This is a genomic window from Bradyrhizobium sp. (assembly GCF_022844465.1).
Classification (GTDB): Bacteria; Pseudomonadota; Alphaproteobacteria; order Rhizobiales; family Xanthobacteraceae; genus Bradyrhizobium.
The window spans coordinates 22,187-39,829 of the sequence record NZ_JALHLP010000015.1 but is presented as its reverse complement, the minus strand read 5'-3'; the positions used below and the strand labels follow the sequence as shown (position 1 = coordinate 39,829).

Genomic DNA, 17,643 nt, shown 5'->3' with positions numbered 1-17,643 from the left:
GGTCCGCCAGCGTTAACGCGGCGATTCAGCCGATGGCGACGCCGCCGCCGATGGTGCGGTTCAGCATCTGCGTGGTCTTCTCGATGCGCTCGGCGGCAGAATGGAGCGCGTTGGCAACCGCGGCCTGGGTAGCCTTGGCGCGATCGGCCGCCGCGACCCGAACATTGCGCAAGGTCTCAAGTTCATCCTCCAGAGCCCGGATGCGCTGGCTGGAATCGAGCAGTTCATCGCACACGGTCAGCGCCGCCATTACCGTCAGGCGTGCGTCGCCGATTTCGCCGAACTTGCCGCGCAACTCGCCAACGCGGCTTTCCAGGTCTTCGGCGAGCTTCAGCAGCCGCCCCTGCTGCCCTTCCTCGCAGGCCATCCGGTATTGCCGGCCGTTGATGGTGACGTTGATGTGGCTCATTCGCTGTCTCCGGCATCGAGCACGGCGCGGATGGTGACGATCGCGACATCCAGTTTCTCGGCGATCTCGCGGTTGGTGCGCTCCAGCCGCCGCGTCTTCACCAGCGAGCCGTCGAGTTCGTCGGCCAGCCGCGACCGATCGGCGCCAAGCGCCTGGATCCGGCTCGCCAGTTCGTTCTCGTCACGGTCGGCGTCGCGCCGCCGTTCGGCAGCGGCCTCGAGGGAGTCGAGCGCCGCCATCAAGCGCCGCGTCGCGGCGTCGATTTCAGCATGGACCGGCTCGGCGTTACCGGACCCGTTGGCGTGACGATCGCTCATGAGAGACAGCGCGCACCTTCGCGTAAGCCAGCCACACAGCAAAATCGGCGGTTCGGCAAGCGGTTAGATGACCAAATTTACGTGGCAAGCGAGACCAGCGCAACGGCGACGCAAAGCTATGCACCGCTAGATCACAATCGCGCGACATCGTCCCGGCACGCTCTCCAGCCGGGCCTTGCTCGTGCCGGAGCACAGCCGGCAGCCCCGCTTCCGGGTCACGCCATGGGCGATTTTTCGCGCCGGAAGCAGGTTCGCTCGCCTTGGACTCGCGGGATTGAGGTGCTATCCAGCCCGGGCTTCCCCTCCAGCAACACCCGTATTGCGGTCATTCGCCCGATACGGACCCGCAACCAAGCTCCTCATTTCAGGCGGATTTCCATCATGACGCAGGTCGATCATTCCGGTATGGCCAACGCGATTCGCGGGCTTGCGATGGATGCCGTTGAAAAGGCGAAATCCGGCCATCCCGGCCTGCCGATGGGCGCCGCCGACATCGCGACCGTGCTGTTCACGCAGTTTCTCAAGTTCGACGCCGCCGCGCCGGCCTGGCCGGACCGCGACCGCTTCGTGCTGTCGGCCGGACACGGCTCGATGCTGCTCTATGCGCTGCTCTATTTGACCGGCAACAAGGACATGTCGCTCGACCAGATCAGGAATTTCCGCCAGCTCGGCGCCAAGACGCCGGGACATCCGGAGAACTTCCATACCACGGGCGTCGAGACCACCACCGGCCCGCTCGGCCAGGGTATCGCCACCGCGGTCGGCATGGCGCTCGCGGAAAAGATGCTCGCCGCCGAATTCGGCAAGAAGCTGGTCGCCCACCACACCTACGTGCTCGCTTCCGACGGCGACCTGATGGAAGGCGTATCGCAGGAAGCGATCGCGATGGCCGGCCACTGGAAGCTCAGCAAGCTGATCGTGCTGTTCGACGACAATGGCATCTCGATCGACGGCCCGACCTCGCTCGCCGATTCGGTCGACCAGGCGAAGCGGTTCAAGTCTGCAGGCTGGGCGGTGGAATCAATCGACGGCCATGATCCCGGGGCGATCGCCGCGGCGCTCGCCCGCGCGCAAAAGTCCGGCAAGCCGTCGCTGATCGCCTGCAAGACCACGATCGGCTATGGCGCGCCGACCCGGGCCGGCACCGCGAAGGCTCATGGCGAGGCGCTCGGCGCCGACGAACTGAAGGGCGCCAAGGCAAAGCTCGGCATCTCGCAGGATGCTTTCTCGGTGCCCGACGAGGTGCTGAAGGCATGGCGCGCGGCGGGCCAGCGCGGCGCCGCGGAGCGCCAGGAATGGGAGGGCCGCTTTGCCGAACTCGGCAGCCGCAAGCGCGCCGAATTCGAGCGGCGGATGCGGCACGAGCGACCAGCCTCGCTGGCCAAGGCGCTAAGGGCCCACAAGAAGGCGCTGCTCGAGGCGCCGCAGAATGTCGCCACAAGGAAATCGTCCGAAGCCGCCATCGAGGCCATCGCGGCGGCGATGCCGATGGAATTTGTGGCCGGCTCCGCCGATCTCACCGGTTCCAACAACAACAAGGCGAAATCCGCGGTGGCGTTTTCGGCCAAGACGCCGAAAGGCCGCTTCATCCATTACGGCATCCGCGAGCACGGCATGGCCGCGGCCATGAACGGCATCTTCCTGCATGGCGGCTTCGCGCCTAACGGTGCGACCTTCCTGGTGTTCACCGACTACGCCCGTCCGGCGATGCGGCTGGCCGCGCTGATGGGCGCCGGCGTCGTGTATGTCATGACCCATGACTCGATCGGCCTCGGCGAAGACGGACCAACGCACCAGCCGGTCGAGCATCTTGCCGCGCTGCGCGCGATGCCCAACATGCGCGTGTTCCGGCCCTGCGACGCGATCGAGGTGGCGGAATGCTGGGAACTGGCGCTCAACCGTATCGATGGTCCGACGGTGCTGGCGCTGACCCGCCAGAACCTGCCGCAATTGCGCACGCAGGCGCCCAGCGACAACCCCTGCGCCTTCGGCGCCTATGAACTGGTCCCCGCGCAGGGCGAGGCGAAGGTTTCGCTGTTTGCCTCGGGTTCCGAAGTCGAGATCGCGGTGGCCGCCCGCAAGCAACTGGCCGAGCGCGGCATCGCGTCGCGGGTGGTCTCGGTTCCCTCGCTCGAATTGCTGCTGGCGCAGCCGGCGGACCGGCGCAAAGCCATCATCGGCAACGCGCCGGTCAAGATCGCCATCGAGGCTGCGGTGCGCTGGGGCTGGGACGCCGTGATCGGCGCCGATGGTGAATTCGTGGGGATGCACGGCTTTGGCGCCAGCGCCCCTGCCAAGGAGCTTTTCCTGCACTTCGGGATTACCGCCGAAGCCGTGGTTAAGGCTACCCTAAAGCGCCTGGGGTGACGGTTGAGATTAGCCCGGAAAAGGACTAGGTAACCGCTATCTTGTCCGTTCTCGCCCGGCCGAACCGGGCGATCCGCCGTAAGCACCCCCGAGGAACGTCTCCGCGGGGATGGCGCCAGCTATCAGAGGAGAAACGCGCATGGCTATCCGGGTCGCAATTAACGGGTTTGGCCGTATCGGCCGCAACGTCCTGCGCGCCATCGCCGAATCCGGCCGCACCGATATCGAGGTGGTCGGGATCAACGATCTCGGCCCGGTCGAAACCAACGCCCATCTGTTGCGCTTCGATTCCGTTCATGGCCGCTTCCCAGGCACGGTCACCGTCGACGGCGACTCGATCAGCGTCGGCAACGGCAAGATCAAGGTTTCGGCCGAGCGCGATCCTTCCAAACTGCCGTGGAAAGCGCTCGGCGTCGACATCGCGCTGGAATGCACCGGCATCTTCACGGCCAAGGCCAAGGCATCGGCGCATCTGACCGCCGGCGCCCGGCGCGTGCTGGTATCCGCCCCCTCCGACGGCGCCGACGCGACCATCGTCTACGGCGTCAACCACGACAAGCTGACCAGGGATCATCTGGTCGTGTCCAACGGCTCCTGCACCACCAACTGCCTGGCGCCGGTCGCCAAGGTGCTGAACGACACCGTCGGCATCGAGACCGGCTTCATGACCACGATCCACGCCTATACCGGCGACCAGCCGACGCTCGACACGCTGCACAGCGATCTCTACCGCGGCCGCGCGGCGGCGATGTCGATGATCCCGACTTCGACCGGCGCCGCCAAGGCGATCGGGCTGGTGCTGCCCGAATTGCAGGGCAAGCTCGACGGCGTCGCGATCCGGGTGCCGACGCCTAACGTCTCCGTGATCGACCTGAAGATCGTGGCGCAGCGCAAGACCGACGTGAAGGAAATCAACGAGGCGATGAAGCGCGCTTCCGAGCAGGAACTCAAGGGCATCCTCGGCTACACCTCGGCGCCCAACGTCTCGATCGACTTCAACCATGATCCGCACTCGTCCACGTTCCACATGGACCAGACCAAGGTGCAAAACGGCACCCTGGTGAGGGTGATGTCCTGGTACGACAATGAATGGGGCTTCTCCAACCGGATGGCCGACACCGCCGTGGCGATGGGCAAGCTGGGATAGGCTATTCTTGATGCCCGCGTTGGGCCGAGCATTCTTTTGAACCGTCATTCCGGGGCGCGAAGCGAACCCGGAATCTCGAGATTCCGGGTTCGATGCTTCGCATCGCCCCGGAATGACCGCTGAGAGTTCTAGGCCATGTCAAAAAACTTCCGCACCCTCGATGACGTCGACGTAAAGGGCAAGCGCGTATTGCTGCGGGTCGATCTCAACGTTCCCATGGAGAACGGCCGCGTCACCGACGCGACGCGGCTGGAGCGTGTCGCGCCAACCATCGCCGAGATTTCCGGCAAGGGCGGCAAGGTCATCCTGCTCGCCCATTTCGGCCGGCCCAAGGGACGCGACGCCAAGGATTCGCTCAAGCCGGTGGCAACAGCGCTCGGGCATGTCGTCAAGAAGCCGGTTGCCTTTGCCGCCGATTGCATCGGCGCGACCGCCGCCAACGCCGTCGCCGCGATGAAGGATGGCGACATCCTCTGCCTGGAGAACACCCGCTTCCACAAGGAAGAGGAGAAGAACGATCCGGCCTTCGTGTCCGAACTGGCCAAGCTCGGCGACATCTGGGTCAACGACGCGTTCTCGGCCGCGCACCGCGCGCACGCTTCCACCGAAGGCCTCGGCCACAAGCTTCCCGCCTATGCCGGCCGCACCATGCAGGCCGAACTCGACGCGCTTGCCAAGGCGCTGGAAGCGCCGGCCAAGCCGGTGATCGCGATCATCGGCGGCGCCAAGGTCTCGACCAAGATCGACCTCCTGGAAAACCTGGTCCGCAAGGTCGATGCGCTGGTGATCGGCGGCGGCATGGCCAACACGTTCCTGCACGCGCAGGGCATCGGCGTCGGCAAGTCGCTGGCGGAGAAGGACCTTGCCGCGACCGCGCTACGCATCATCGAGAAGGCCAAGGCCGCCAACTGCGCCATCATCCTGCCCGTCGATGCCGTGGTCGCCTATCATTTCCAGGCCAACGCGCCCTCGCACGCCTACGGGATCGACGCCATCCCCGCCGACGGCATGATCCTCGATGTCGGCCCGCAATCGATCGCGCGGATTCATTCGGCGATCGACGACGCCGCGACGCTGGTCTGGAACGGCCCGCTCGGGGCATTCGAAATGGCGCCGTTCGACCGCGGCACGATGGTGTCGGCCCGACATGCGGCGGCGCGGACCAAGGCGAAGAAGTTGATTTCGGTCGCCGGCGGCGGCGACACGGTCGCGGCGCTGAACCAGGCCGGCGTCGCCGACGATTTTTCCTATGTTTCGACCGCGGGCGGGGCGTTTCTCGAGTGGATGGAAGGGAAACCGTTGCCCGGCGTGGAAGTTCTGAAACAGCGCTAATCGAAATCCATTGAAGCGCCCGCGGCGCTGCATGTACAGGAGAAATGAATGCCTCGCATTACGTTGCGTCAACTGCTCGATCACGCGGCGGAGCACGATTACGGGGTGCCGGCGTTCAACATCAATAACATGGAGCAGGCGCTTGCGATCATGGATGCGGCGTCTTCTCTCGACGCTCCCGTCATCATCCAGGCCTCGCGCGGCGCGCGCTCCTACGCCAACGACGTCATGCTCCGGCACATGATGGACGCCGTCACCGAAATCCACCCACAGATCCCGGTCTGCGTGCATCTCGACCACGGCAACGAGCCGGCGACCTGCATGACCGCGATCCAGGCCGGCTTCACCTCGGTCATGATGGACGGTTCGCTGAAAGCCGACGGCAAGACGCCCGGTGACTGGGACTACAATGTCGGCGTCACCAAGACCGTCACCGACATGGCGCATCTCGGCGGCATTTCGGTGGAAGGCGAACTCGGCGTGCTAGGCTCGCTCGAGACCGGCATGGGCGACAAGGAAGACGGCCATGGCGCCGAGGGCAAGCTGTCGCATGACCAGTTGCTGACCAATCCCGACGAGGCCGTGAAGTTCGTCAAGGAAACCAGGGTTGACGCGCTGGCGATCGCGATGGGCACCTCGCACGGCGCCTACAAGTTCACCCGCAAACCGGACGGCGACATTCTCGCCATGAAGGTGATCGAGGAAATCCATCGCAAGCTGCCGAACACGCATCTGGTGATGCACGGCTCTTCCTCGGTGCCGCAGGAATTGCAGGAGATCATCAACGCCAACGGCGGCAAGATGAAGCCGACCTGGGGCGTGCCGGTTTCCGAGATTCAACGCGGCATCAAGAACGGTGTGCGCAAGATCAACATCGACACCGACAACCGCATGGCGATGACCGGACAAATCCGGAAAGTGCTGAAGGAAAATCCGGAAGAGTTCGACCCGCGCAAATATCTCAAGCCGGCGATGGAAGCCATGACCAGGCTGTGCAAGCAGCGCCTGCAGGAATTCAACACCGCGGGCCAGGCGAGCAGGATCAAGAAGGTGCTGACCACGGCCGAGATGGCCAGACGCTACGCCAAGGGTGAACTCGATCCGAGGGTCGCCTGAAAGCCGCCGGCAAAGCTCCCGGTGCGACGAACGTTTTCTAGGCAATTGCCCGATAACCGCCTATTTTGGTGCGCAAGGGCATGATGTGTTCCGGAGAACGTCCCCATGAATCTCGCTGACCTCAACAAGGTAGCCCGCGCCATGGTCGCCCCAGGCAAGGGCATTCTCGCCGCCGACGAATCCTCAGGCACGATCAAGAAGCGTTTTGACGCCATCCAGGTCGAATCGACCGAGGAGACCCGCCGCGACTATCGCGAAATGCTGTTCCGCTCCACCGAGGCGATGAGCAAGCATGTCTCGGGCGTGATCCTCTACGACGAGACCATCTGGCAAAACGCCAAGGACGGCACGCCGCTGGTCAAGCTGATCGAGCAATCAGGCGCGATCCCCGGCATCAAGGTCGATGAGGGAACCCAAGCCTTGCCGCAATGCCCTGGCGAACTGGTCACGGTCGGCCTCGACAGGCTCGCCGAGCGCCTGAAGAAGTATTACGAGCGCGGCGCGCGCTTCGCCAAATGGCGGGCGGTGATCGACATCGGCGCCGGCACCGACGGCCGGGGCATTCCGAGCATGACCGCGATCAGCGTCAACGCGCATGCGCTGGCGCGCTACGCGGCGCTGTGCCAGGCGGCGCAGATCGTGCCGATCGTGGAGCCGGAAGTGCTGATGGACGGCGATCACGACATCGATCGCTGCTATGACGTCACCCAGCGCGTGCTGAACAAGACGTTCCAGGAATTGCGGGTTCAGCGCGTCGAGCTTGAGGGAATGGTGCTGAAGCCCAACATGGCGATCTCGGGCAAGAAGTGCCCGAAGCAGGCTTCCGTCGATGAAGTCGCCGAGAAAACCGTGCGCATGCTGAAGGCGTGCGTACCCGCGGCTGTTCCCGGCATCGCCTTCCTCTCCGGCGGACAGTCCGACGAGGACGCCACCGCCCATCTGAACGCGATGAACCGGATCGGCAACCTGCCCTGGCGGCTGACATTCTCCTATGGCCGCGCGCTGCAGGCGGCGCCGCTGAAGGCCTGGTCCGGTCGACCCGAGAACATCGCTGCCGGCCAGCGCGCCTTCACGCACCGTGCGCGGATGAATGCGCTGGCGACCAAGGGTGAGTGGGAAGCCGGCCTGGAAAAGAAGGTCGCTTGAATTTGGCCGCCAAATCTGTACCGCCGCGCCCGGCGCCGCGGCTTTATCTTGCGACGCCCGAGGTCGATGAACCCTCGCAGCTCGCGGCATCCCTTGCGGAATTGCTGGCGGCGGCCGACGTCGCCGCGGTGCTGCTGCGGCTGAAGCCGACCGACCAGCGCACCATGATCTCGCGCGTCAAAGCGCTGGCGCCGTTGGTGCAGGAGGCGGGAGCGGCGCTGCTGCTCGACGGCCATGTCGAACTGGTGGCGCGGGGCGGCGCCGATGGCGCGCATCTGACCGGTCTGGCTGCGATGGAAGAGGCCTTGCCGTCGCTGAAGCCGGATCGCATCGCCGGCGTCGGCGGCCTCGCCACGCGGCACGATTCCATGGCCGCCGGCGAGCACGGCGCCGACTACGTGCTGTTCGGCGAGCCCGACGCCAACGGACAGCGGCCTTCGGCCGAGGCGATCGCCGAGCGGCTGCAATGGTGGGATGAACTGTTCGAGCCGCCTTGCGTCGGCTTTGCGGTCTCGCGCGAGGAAGCGGCCGAATTCGCGGCGGCCGGCGCGGATTTCGTCCTGGTCGGAGATTTCATCTGGGCCGACCCGCGCGGCGCCAAGGCGGCGCTGGTCGATGCCGCAGCGGCGATCCGGCAGGCGCATGCGGCGACGTTCGGAAAAGCCAGGGCCGGACAGGGATAACGCCGGACATGCCGCTGCTGCGCGCCATATCGATCGTCGCGGGCTTGCTGGTGGCGGTGGCCCACGCGGCCGCGCAGATCTCGCTGACGCCGCCGGCCGAGCAGCCGCCCGAGACCCGGCCGGCAGCAAAACAGACGCCCAGGGAATCGCCCAAGGAACGTGCCAAGGAGCCTGCCAAGGCGGCATCGCCAAAGGCGCCGGCTGCGGCAAGCAAACCTGCCGCGGCACCGAAGCCGGCAGCGCCGACGACCAAGCCTGCGGCAACGCCCGCCCCCTTCCCCGCGCCCCCGGCCACTTTCGATGATCCGAATGTCGACCTGGTCTATGGCGCCTATCAACGCGGCCTTTACAAGACGGCGTTCGATCTAGCGAGCACGCGCGCGCAATTTACCGGCGACCCGAAGGCGATGACGATGCTGGGCGAACTCTACGCCAACGCGCTCGGCATCAAGCGCGACTACGTCAAGGCGGCCGAATGGTACCAGCGCGCCGCCGATGCCGGCGACCGCGAGGGCATGTTCGCGCTGGCCATGATGCGGCTCTCCGGCCGCGGCGGCCCGACCAATCGCGAGCAGGCCGTCAAGCTGCTCGCCTCCGCGGCCAAGCTCGGCAACCCCAAGGCGGCCTACAATCTGGCGCTGCTCTATCTCGACGGCCAGACGCTGCCACAGGACGTCAAGCGCGCCGCCGAACTGCTGCGCGTCGCAGCGGATGCCGGCAATCCGGAAGCGCAATATGCGTTGGCAACCTTCTACAAGGAGGGGACCGGCGTGCCGAAGGATCTCGACAAGGCGGTCCGCCTCCTGCAGGCGGCTTCGCTCGCCGACAATGTCGATGCCGCGGTCGAATACGCCATCGCGCTCTATAACGGCACCGGCACGCCGAAGAACCAGGCGGCGGCGGTGGCGCTGTTGCGCAAGGCGGCGCGACGGAACAGCGCGATCGCCCAGAACCGGCTCGCCCGCGTGCTGGTGAGCGGACAGGGCGTGCCGCTCGACAGGATCGAAGGTCTGAAATGGCACCTTGTCGCCAAGACCGCCGGCAAGGGCGATCCCGAACTCGACGAAATGCTGGCAACCCTCAGCCCGGATGATCGCGCCAGGGCCGAGGGCGCCGCACGCCGATGGGTCGGCAGCGCCAGTCCGGCCGGTAAATGACGCCTTGACGGCGGCGGACCGGCAGGGCACCCAGTCCCTGACCGCATTGGGCGGCTTTCCTCCTGCGCCACAAGCTTTTGCATCATGCTGTATTCGGCCGTTATCAACGTCATGGTGAAAGCCGCGCGCCGCGCCGGCCGCAGCCTCAAGCGCGACCTTGGCGAAATCGAGCATCTGCAGGTGTCGATGAAGGGGCCGGCGAATTTCGTTTCGCTGGCCGACAAGCGCGCCGAGGAAATGCTGTACCAGGATCTCGCCAAGGCGCGGCCGGGCTACGGCTTTATCGGCGAGGAAGGCGGAAATCGCGAGGGCGCCGACAAGAGCCACACCTGGATCGTCGATCCGCTCGACGGCACCACCAACTTCCTGCACGGCATCCCGCAATTCGCGATCTCGATCGGGCTGCAGCGCGAGGGCACCATCATCGCCGGCGTGATCTACAATCCCGCCAATGACGATCTCTACATCGCCGAGCGCGGCAAGGGCGCGTTCCTCAACGACCAGCGGCTGCGCGTCGCCGGCCGCCGCAAGCTCGAAGAATGCGTGGTCGCCTGCGGCCTGCCGCATATCGGCCGCGGCGACCATGAATTGTCCGGCCGCGAGATGGCCGCGATCCAGAACAAGGTCGCGGGCCTGCGCCGGTTCGGCGCCGCCTCGCTCGACCTTGCCTTTGTCGCCGCCGGCCGCCTCGACGGCTATTGGGAGCGCAACCTGCAGCCCTGGGACATCGCCGCCGGACAGGTCCTGGTGCGCGAGGCCGGCGGCATCATCTCGGGCATCGAGGGCAGCGACGATCCGCTGACGACCGGGCATGTGATCTGCGGCAACGAGTTCGTCCACGCCGAACTGGTGAAGATCTTGAAGCCGCTGGGGAAGTAGGGCGCCGGTTCCAGCCCTTACGGCGTCGTCATCATCCGCGATCGGGTGACGCAGCCTTAGGCGAGACACGAAGGCGCTGCGACGCTTCCGGCCAAAATATTGAAAACAACCCCATGCAAGGTAGCCGGCACCCGCCGCGTGCCGAAGCAGGCATTTGACTCGTCGGGCAAATCAGCGAGATAATGTCATCATCCAGCGAACGAAGCGATTGTAACAAGGCATGCGGGGACCATAGGTCGCCGGCAGGTCGCGCCATGGCGCACCTGACGCAGAACCCAAACGATAGCATCGAGCACGCGGCGGTGATCTACGCACCGAACGCCGCGCAGCTTGTTCGGCAACATCGCTTAACGGAGGTCCATTCATGTTCGCTGAATTCGCAGCGCATGATTCGAGACTCCGGCTTCACCAATCCGCACCGGCCTCCAGCGAAACCGCAAATGCTCTGAATTCCGCTTTCGGAGGCATCGCCGACCTGGCCGGACTTGCCGCTGGGTCGCCCGTGTAGCGACCGACCCCAAGCGGACATCGCGCTGCTTTAATCTAGTTGCGGAAATCAAAAGTTTCGGACCAGTTACCCGACGTGCTTGTGCCCATGCCGGTGATGAAGATCGGGATAGTGCGGATGCCGATGCATAATCGGCACATGCCTATGCCAATGAGTGTGAGGCTCGCCCAACGCGGCCTCCGGCCCATGCGTGTGCTGATGGTGCTCGTCATGTAGATGACGGTGCTCGTGTTCGGTCGCCTCGTGAGTGTGTTCGTGTTCATGACGTTCAGTAAAGTGCAGCCATAGGCCTAGCGCCATCAGGCCGCCTGCAACGCCTAGTCGGATTGTTAGGGGCTCGTCGAGCAACACGAGCGAAAGCACAGCGCCGATGAAGGGGGCCAGCGAGAAATATGCCCCCGTCCGCGCCGTTCCCAGATAGCGCAAGCCCAACACAAACAGAGCAAGGCTCACGCCGTAGCCGAGAAAGCCCACCACGCCCGCCATAAGCACCGTGCCGACACCCGGGAGCGCCGCCCCTCGTGCCAGGGCTAGCGCCAGGTTGACGGTCCCGGCCACCAATCCCTTGAGCATGGCAATCTGCACCGGATCGGCGGAAGAAAGCTTGCGCGTCAGATTGTTGTCGATGCCCCACGACAGGCAGGCAGCGGCGATCAAAATCGTACCCCAATCGAGTGAAGCCCCGCCCTGCCATGACAGAGCGCCGCTCCGGCCAGAATGGCGAATGCACCGAGTAGCAGCCGCCGGTCCACGTTTTCGCGAAAGAACAGCCACGCAATGCCCATCGTGGCGAGCCCTTCCAGATTGAGCAGCAGCGATGCTCCGGCGGCATCGGTGCGGGCCAGCCCGAACATCAGAAAGAGTGGCCCGAGAACTCCCCCTGCAATAGTGATGGTCGCTAGCCAAGGAAGGTCGGAACGTCGAAGCGGAGCCTCTGCATCCGCAATAAGCAGAGCGCGGCGCGATAGGTGGAAAACCGCAAGGCCAACGCCTGCGCCGAGGTAAAGCAGACCGGCCATCATCCACGGATCGACGTTCCCTAGCAACATTTTGGCCAAGGGGGTGCTTGCGCCAAACAATGCGGCAGACAGCAGAGCGAGCAAAATACCGGTTTGCATCTCGGCACCTTATGCGGCAGCGCCACTTAATGCAAAATCACAAATTCCAGAACTTCGGGCCATCCCGCACAGCAGTGCAATCGCCCTCGTGATGTCGCTTCAAGACCCTTGGCCGACATAAGCGGACAGCCAGATCCAGCGGTAGAGCGCCCCCCTGCGTCGGGCGCGAATGCATATCGCAACCAGCGAACCAGCTAGAAGGGCGGCTCCCCTGAAATGTGCGTAATAAATTGATCTCGCTCAAAGTGCTGCGTTCGTTTCCGCGGGAGACTTTTATAGAGGCGAAGAAGGAGAACGGACATGACCAAGCTCCCCTATCTTCGGACCATGTTCGCCACCTGCATGTTGTTCCAGACAATCTACGTTCTGTGCGTAGTCCTTTGGCTGGCCTTCCCGGACCTCAAGGGCCACGCACTTCTGTCGGCGGTCTTCCCCTATTTCACTCTGCTGAGCGTCGGCAGTTTTATCTACGGCCTTGTCGCGAGCATGATCTACGGCTGGATCGTTGCAATCATCTTTGTGTTCTTCTTCAATCTGTGGCCGCAACTGATCGCAGCCGTTCCGGGGCAGAGAGCTATCCGAACCTAGCTAGGCCACGATGCATCGAACAACGCCAATCTGGCTCTCTGTACATCATGCCCGGTTGTGCGAATTGGAGGTACAGATGATGCGCATCCTCAAGCTGTTGACCATGGCGAGCGTCTTGTCTTGCTTCGCGCTTCCCGCGATGGCTCAGGCCGACAAAGGGGGCAGTTATCACTACTCCGGCGGGCCCAAGTCCGAAGTTCCCTATCACCCCGGCAAGAAAGAAATCGCCGCGCCAAAGAAATCCAGCTCCGGCGGCAGCCACCATTATTATGGCGGGCCCAAATCCGAAGTGCCCCATCACATCGGGCCCAAGAAGGATTGATTGGAAAGCTCCGCCGCCGCGCGACCGCTTTCCCAAGTGGTTGAGGCCAAAGGTCGGCAACAGTCGATAGCGGCGGTTGTGGATGACAGGGACGTAGCTCGAAGACCGGTATTCAGCCGAAGCAACCCGCTTTGGACCAACCGAGGAAACTCCCATGAAGAAAGCTGTTCGCGTCTTGGGAATTACGATATCCGCGCTCACGCTGGCATATGGCGCTGTCGATGCAATGGCACAGCCCCGGCCGGACCAGCATGCTCCATCCCATAGCATGGATCAGGGAGGCGGCGATACGACGAGGCAAGGGGATACGATGTGCGGAGGTATGATGGGGCGCGGCATGATGGGCCGCGGGATGATGGATGGCAGGATGACGGGAGGGACGATGGGCCCTCCGATGATGTTCCGCATGATTTTCGCTCTGATGGACGACGGCGACGGCCAAATCTCATTGCAGGAATTTCAGGCGGCGCATGAGCGGATTTTCAAAGCGATGGACAGCAACAAGGATGGCCAGGTGACGCAGGAGGAGATGCAAGCCTTTATGCACGGGCGGCCCGGGAGGCCGGCCTCGCCGCAGTAGCATGATCTTTCCCGTCAGCGAATGACGCCCGTTCGGTTCGGGTGAAAAGAGGTGGGGCCACATTGCGAGGGACAAGCGGACCTCCGTGCATGTCCGTAGTCGGCGCAAAGCGGACGTACGTTCAAAAGGCGAGGTTGGTCGCTATTTTGGACGCGCGCGCAGCAAGTGGCCATAGTTCGACATATTTGCTGACCATCCCGCCAGCCTGAATTGCAGGCTGATCATGCTTTTTTTTACGACTTCAATGACGCTCCGTGCTGGTGCTGATGACGGGTTGCGGGGTGCCGTCGCGATCCCGGCTATCGGCTACCTCGTCGCATGAGGCAGCCAAAGAGCGATCTGCGGGTACAGCAGCAGGAGGGCTAACACGATCACCTGGATGACCATGTAGTCGGCCATGCCCTTGTAGATCGTCGACAGCCTCCATTGCGGCACGACGTTGCGCAAATAGTAGGCCGACATTGCAACCGGCGGAGTGAGGTAGGACGTCTGCATGTTGACGGCCGTGAGTGCGCCGAACCAGATCAGCAAATCCAGCTTGCCGAGGCCGAGCTGCAGCTTCTCGACAACCGGCAAAACGATCGGCAGGAACACCAGGATGATCACCGGCCATTCGAACGGCCATCCCAGAATGAAGAAGATGGCCATGATGAGCGCCAGCTTCCACCAATCGCCCACCGGAACGGCGAGCAGGTAGCTCGTAATCAGGTTTGCCGAGCCGAGCTTGGTGAAGATGGCGCCGAACACGGTCGAGGCAACGGCCAGGAACAGCACCATGGCCGAGGTCACCATGGTGCCGGTGGCCGCGTTGATCGCCGCTTTCAGATTGAGTCGGCCGTAGACGAGCGCGAGCAGCGTCGCACCGAAAGCCCCGCACGAGGCCGCTTCGGTCGGTGTCGCGAGGCCCCCGACGATCGTCCCGAGCGTAAAGCCGATCAACGCGCTGAGCGGCGCTATGCCCAGCACCACGGCGCGAAAATAGGCGTTCTGGAAATAGGGGAATATCACGAGCAGCGCCGGCACCGCGGCAATTCCCGAGATATCGATCGAGCCGGCGCCAATGGCCATGCGCGGCGCGCCCGCCTGGCTCAACAGCAGTTCTGCAAGCAGATAGGTCATGACAATGAGACACAGAAGTCCCAGGGCGACCACGGCGACGCCCACCTTCTCCGTCGTCATCGCATCGTAGGCTTCCTTTCGCTCATCCATCGTCATGGGGGGGCCGAGCGTGGGATTCATGAAGCTGCGGATCAGCGTGTAGGCGATGTAACTGCCCGCGAGCAGGAAGCCGGGGCCGAACGCTGCCGAATAGAGCAGGTTGACGGGTATCCCCATGGTCGGGCCCATCACCACCAGCATCACGCTGGGTGGAATCAGGATGCCGAGCGTACCGCCGGCGGCGATGGCGCCAGCCGACAGCCGCGCATCGTAGCCCGTCCTGATCATCATCGGCGCGGCCATGATGCCGAGCACGGTGACGGCGGCGCCGACGATGCCGGTTGCCATCGCAAAGATCGTCGCGGTGAGGATGACCGCCAAATAGAGCGAACCGCGCACCGGCGCCAGCAGGCTGCGGAGCGCCCCGAACAACCGCTCCATGAGTCCCGACTGCTCGGTCATGTAGCCCATGAAGATGAAGAGCGGCACAGCCGGGAAGATCTCATCCTTCATCGTTCCCCAGATCTGCAGGTAGGCAAGATTGAAGGTCTGCTCCCAGCCGAGTCCCAGCCCGCCGAAGATGATGGCGAGAAACAACAGCGTGAAGGAGATCGGGAAACCGATGAAGATGACCGCGACCATGCCGATCAGCATGATCAGTCCGAGGCTCTCGGTATAGCTCATGGCCCTTAGACCTCGATTTTCTCGTGCCTGGTCAGGAATGCCCCGGTCCGCCAGGCCCAGATACTCTTCATGAGTTCGGAGATGCCCTGCACAAACAGCATGAAGGCGCTAAGGGGAATGACACCGCGCAGCGGCCACAGGATCGGCGCCCATGCTCCGGAAGCCGAGCGCTCGTTGATCGATACCGCGTAAATGAAGTCGTCGATCGAGATGAAGAACAGCACCGCCATGGTCGGCAGGAAGAACAGGATGAAGGCAATGCTGTCGATCATGCCCTTGGTTCGATCCGAGAATGCTTCCCACAGCATGTCGGTGCGCACGTGGGCGCCCTTGAGCAATGCCAGGGCGGCCCCCAGCATGAACAGCGCCGCGTACGACATCGTCGTCACATCGAGAGCCCAGATCGTCGGGTCCTTGAAGACGTAGCGGGCGACGACCTCGATCACATTGGCCGAGATCAGCGGAATGATGAGCAGTATGAAGAGGCGGCCTGTCCACTCCGTGAACTTGTCGATGGTGCGGATGACAGCCAGATAGCTTCTTGGAGGCATCAGCGTTGGTGGAAGGGAGATGTTGCTCATGCGAAACGGATCCCGAGTAGTCTGCGAGAGTTGCGTGTCACGGCCGAGGGCGCAAGTTCGATCGTGTCGCCAAACAAGAAGGGCGGCTCAGGCCGCCCTTCCGTCCATGCTAGTGTCCCGAAACGTCGCTCAACGCGATCTTATTGCGTTTTCGCGGGCCAATAGTGGTCGGCCTGCAAATTGTAGGGCGGGAACATGAAGCGCTTGGCCGGCACCACTTTCGAGGCATAGGCCCGCTGGGAGTCGTAGACCTTCTTGAAGAACGGGTTCTTCGCGGCTTCCGCCGCCGCGAACTCGTCCCAGGTTTTCAGGAACGCTGTGTTGATCTCCGGCGGCGTCGTCATGAGCTTCACGCCGTGCTTGGTCGTGAACTCCTCGATGGCGTCCGCGTTCAACCTCTGGAACGTCGCCCACCAGCGCAGGAAAGTCTCCGTTGAAGCCGACTTGATAGCTTCCTTGTTCTGTTCCGGCAGGCTGTCCCAGACGTCCTTGTTGATCGCGAGTTCGGCGACCGAGGAGCTCTCGTGCATGCCAGGCGTGTAATGATATTTCCAGACCGTGTGCAGGCCGAGGCGCAGGTCCTCGACGCCACCAACCCACTCCGCGCAGTCGATCGTGCCACGCTCGGCGGCGGGCAGAATCTCGCCCCCCGGCATATTGACGACGGCCATGCCCATCTTGGCATAGAGCTGGGAGACAATGCCGGTCTGGCGGCACTTCATACCCTTGAAGTCGGCGAGGTCCTTGATCGGCCGCTTGAACCAGCCGAGCGCCTGCGGGCTGGGCGGGATGCTCGGCATGGCGACCAGATTGAGCTTCAGCTCCTTCTGATAGAACTCGTTCCACAGCTCGAGGCCGCCGCCGTCGTAGACCCAGCCGATGAAGTCGACCGCGTCCATGCCGGCAATGCCGGCCGGGGTGTTTGCGAACAGCGTTGCGGTGACGCTCTTGCCGACCCACCAGTAGGAGATGCCATAGGCACCGTCGATCACCTTCTTGTGCGCTGCATCCAGAATCTCGAACGGCGGCACAACCGCGCCGCCCGGCAGCGCCTCGATCTTGAGATTGCCGCCGGTCAACTTGTCGACCCGATCGGCGAAGAACCTGAGCGCGTCCTGCGTGGTGCTCGACGGGGGCACCGCCGATTGTATCTTGAGCGTCCTTGGCTGCTGGGCGAGCGCCGTGCCGGCGAAAGCCAGCGAGACGGAGACTGCAACGGCCAGAGCCGCATTGCTGGGCGAGATGATCTTCATTGTACGACAATCCTTCTTCGAGCTTGTGTTGAGCCAGCAGGGTCTCGCCCGATTGGAACAGGGTTCCCGCGGGCAGGACTCGAGAAGATGCGAAACAGTGAAATAATATTGTCCGGCCTGGAGCCGGTTTGGCTTCCTCCCCTGTGATCTGTAATCACATCCCCGTACGTTTTCCCCCGTACGTTCCAAACATACTCCCCCTGCGCAGCTTGCGCCGCAAGCGAAAAAAGGTCCTCATCTTCGCCGGATCACGGTCGAAACGCAGGGTGGCGGGTATCTTACTCGGCGCTGGCGCCGA

At 63.6% G+C, this 17,643-nt stretch carries 16 protein-coding genes and 2 pseudogenes; 11 read left to right on the top strand and 7 right to left on the bottom strand.

The window, feature by feature from the left end; all coding sequences use genetic code 11:
- Positions 1–25: 25 nt before the first annotated feature.
- Entirely contained in the window at positions 26–409 is a 384-nt protein-coding gene (locus Q0D31_RS19060; protein ID WP_291854436.1) for a cell division protein ZapA, read from the bottom strand.
- The gene (locus Q0D31_RS19055; protein ID WP_291854434.1) at positions 406–726 is read right to left on the bottom strand and encodes a DUF4164 domain-containing protein; all 321 of its coding nucleotides are present in this window, start codon (positions 724–726) and stop codon (positions 406–408) included. Before Q0D31_RS19055 ends, Q0D31_RS19060 begins: the two co-directional genes overlap by 4 nt.
- 381 nt (positions 727–1,107) lie before the next feature.
- Here Q0D31_RS19055 and tkt point away from each other — a divergent pair, with 381 nt between their 5' ends.
- The 8 genes from tkt to Q0D31_RS19015 all read left to right on the top strand — a co-directional run bounded on the left by tkt (position 1,108) and on the right by Q0D31_RS19015 (position 10,553).
- Positions 1,108–3,093 (top strand): transketolase, encoded by a 1,986-nt coding sequence (tkt, locus tag Q0D31_RS19050; protein WP_291854432.1) that lies wholly within the window; start codon positions 1,108–1,110, stop codon positions 3,091–3,093.
- A gap of 139 nt (positions 3,094–3,232) precedes the next feature.
- Complete coding sequence (gene gap / locus Q0D31_RS19045) at positions 3,233–4,240, top strand: type I glyceraldehyde-3-phosphate dehydrogenase (protein ID WP_291854430.1); 1,008 nt, start codon at positions 3,233–3,235, stop codon at positions 4,238–4,240.
- A 135-nt stretch (positions 4,241–4,375) separates the two neighbouring features.
- A complete protein-coding gene (locus Q0D31_RS19040) occupies positions 4,376–5,572 on the top strand; it encodes a phosphoglycerate kinase (protein WP_291854428.1) in 1,197 nt (398 codons plus the stop codon).
- Positions 5,573–5,620: 48 nt separating this feature from the next.
- A complete protein-coding gene (gene fba / locus Q0D31_RS19035) occupies positions 5,621–6,688 on the top strand; it encodes a class II fructose-bisphosphate aldolase (RefSeq protein ID WP_291854426.1) in 1,068 nt (355 codons plus the stop codon).
- Between the two features lie 105 nt (positions 6,689–6,793).
- Complete coding sequence (locus Q0D31_RS19030; protein ID WP_291854424.1) at positions 6,794–7,834, top strand: class I fructose-bisphosphate aldolase; 1,041 nt, start codon at positions 6,794–6,796, stop codon at positions 7,832–7,834.
- 2 nt (positions 7,835–7,836) lie between these two features.
- Positions 7,837–8,517 (top strand): thiamine phosphate synthase, encoded by a 681-nt coding sequence (locus Q0D31_RS19025; protein ID WP_291854422.1) that lies wholly within the window; start codon positions 7,837–7,839, stop codon positions 8,515–8,517.
- An 8-nt stretch (positions 8,518–8,525) separates the two neighbouring features.
- A complete protein-coding gene (locus Q0D31_RS19020) occupies positions 8,526–9,674 on the top strand; it encodes a tetratricopeptide repeat protein (RefSeq protein WP_291854421.1) in 1,149 nt (382 codons plus the stop codon).
- 84 nt (positions 9,675–9,758) lie between these two features.
- Positions 9,759–10,553: an inositol monophosphatase family protein gene (locus tag Q0D31_RS19015; RefSeq protein ID WP_291854419.1), complete on the top strand. Its 795-nt coding sequence runs from the start codon at positions 9,759–9,761 to the stop codon at positions 10,551–10,553.
- A gap of 192 nt (positions 10,554–10,745) precedes the next feature.
- Here the strand turns inward: Q0D31_RS19015 and Q0D31_RS19010 are convergent.
- Together Q0D31_RS19010 and Q0D31_RS19005 are read right to left on the bottom strand one after the other, a co-directional pair.
- Positions 10,746–10,944: pseudogene (locus Q0D31_RS19010) on the bottom strand (transposase); the annotation flags it as partial.
- A 183-nt stretch (positions 10,945–11,127) separates the two neighbouring features.
- Positions 11,128–12,179: pseudogene (locus tag Q0D31_RS19005) on the bottom strand (DMT family transporter).
- Between the two features lie 300 nt (positions 12,180–12,479).
- On the opposite strand from Q0D31_RS19005, the gene Q0D31_RS19000 reads away from it, so the two are divergent.
- The 3 genes from Q0D31_RS19000 to Q0D31_RS18990 all read left to right on the top strand — a co-directional run bounded on the left by Q0D31_RS19000 (position 12,480) and on the right by Q0D31_RS18990 (position 13,669).
- Positions 12,480–12,767: a hypothetical protein gene (locus Q0D31_RS19000; RefSeq protein ID WP_291854417.1), complete on the top strand. Its 288-nt coding sequence runs from the start codon at positions 12,480–12,482 to the stop codon at positions 12,765–12,767.
- Positions 12,768–12,843: 76 nt separating this feature from the next.
- Positions 12,844–13,089, top strand: coding sequence for a hypothetical protein (locus Q0D31_RS18995; RefSeq protein WP_366518532.1), 246 nt, complete (start codon positions 12,844–12,846; stop codon positions 13,087–13,089).
- A 154-nt stretch (positions 13,090–13,243) separates the two neighbouring features.
- A complete protein-coding gene (locus Q0D31_RS18990; RefSeq protein WP_291854415.1) occupies positions 13,244–13,669 on the top strand; it encodes an EF-hand domain-containing protein in 426 nt (141 codons plus the stop codon).
- A 306-nt stretch (positions 13,670–13,975) separates the two neighbouring features.
- On the opposite strand, the gene Q0D31_RS18985 is transcribed toward Q0D31_RS18990, so the two are convergent.
- The 3 genes from Q0D31_RS18985 to Q0D31_RS18975 form a co-directional block, all read right to left on the bottom strand.
- A complete protein-coding gene (locus Q0D31_RS18985; RefSeq protein WP_291854413.1) occupies positions 13,976–15,511 on the bottom strand; it encodes a TRAP transporter large permease subunit in 1,536 nt (511 codons plus the stop codon).
- A gap of 5 nt (positions 15,512–15,516) precedes the next feature.
- Positions 15,517–16,092 carry a TRAP transporter small permease subunit gene (locus Q0D31_RS18980; RefSeq protein WP_291854411.1) on the bottom strand — a complete coding sequence of 192 codons (576 nt, stop codon included), beginning with the start codon at positions 16,090–16,092 and terminating at the stop codon, positions 15,517–15,519.
- Positions 16,093–16,232: 140 nt separating this feature from the next.
- Positions 16,233–17,345: a TRAP transporter substrate-binding protein gene (locus Q0D31_RS18975; RefSeq protein ID WP_291854409.1), complete on the bottom strand. Its 1,113-nt coding sequence runs from the start codon at positions 17,343–17,345 to the stop codon at positions 16,233–16,235.
- Positions 17,346–17,643 lie beyond the last annotated feature (298 nt).

Bases quoted from the DNA above. Each gene is read 5' to 3' on its own strand.
- Q0D31_RS19060 (WP_291854436.1), bottom strand. From the start codon at position 409: ATGAGCCACATCAACGTCACCATCAACGGCCGGCAATACCGGATGGCC.
- Q0D31_RS19055 (WP_291854434.1), bottom strand. From the start codon at position 726: ATGAGCGATCGTCACGCCAACGGGTCCGGTAACGCCGAGCCGGTCCAT.
- tkt (WP_291854432.1), top strand. From the start codon at position 1,108: ATGACGCAGGTCGATCATTCCGGTATGGCCAACGCGATTCGCGGGCTT.
- gap (WP_291854430.1), top strand. From the start codon at position 3,233: ATGGCTATCCGGGTCGCAATTAACGGGTTTGGCCGTATCGGCCGCAAC.
- Q0D31_RS19040 (WP_291854428.1), top strand. From the start codon at position 4,376: ATGTCAAAAAACTTCCGCACCCTCGATGACGTCGACGTAAAGGGCAAG.
- fba (WP_291854426.1), top strand. From the start codon at position 5,621: ATGCCTCGCATTACGTTGCGTCAACTGCTCGATCACGCGGCGGAGCAC.
- Q0D31_RS19030 (WP_291854424.1), top strand. From the start codon at position 6,794: ATGAATCTCGCTGACCTCAACAAGGTAGCCCGCGCCATGGTCGCCCCA.
- Q0D31_RS19020 (WP_291854421.1), top strand. From the start codon at position 8,526: ATGCCGCTGCTGCGCGCCATATCGATCGTCGCGGGCTTGCTGGTGGCG.
- Q0D31_RS19015 (WP_291854419.1), top strand. From the start codon at position 9,759: ATGCTGTATTCGGCCGTTATCAACGTCATGGTGAAAGCCGCGCGCCGC.
- Q0D31_RS19000 (WP_291854417.1), top strand. From the start codon at position 12,480: ATGACCAAGCTCCCCTATCTTCGGACCATGTTCGCCACCTGCATGTTG.
- Q0D31_RS18995 (WP_366518532.1), top strand. From the start codon at position 12,844: ATGATGCGCATCCTCAAGCTGTTGACCATGGCGAGCGTCTTGTCTTGC.
- Q0D31_RS18990 (WP_291854415.1), top strand. From the start codon at position 13,244: ATGAAGAAAGCTGTTCGCGTCTTGGGAATTACGATATCCGCGCTCACG.
- Q0D31_RS18985 (WP_291854413.1), bottom strand. From the start codon at position 15,511: ATGAGCTATACCGAGAGCCTCGGACTGATCATGCTGATCGGCATGGTC.
- Q0D31_RS18980 (WP_291854411.1), bottom strand. From the start codon at position 16,092: ATGAGCAACATCTCCCTTCCACCAACGCTGATGCCTCCAAGAAGCTAT.
- Q0D31_RS18975 (WP_291854409.1), bottom strand. From the start codon at position 17,345: ATGAAGATCATCTCGCCCAGCAATGCGGCTCTGGCCGTTGCAGTCTCC.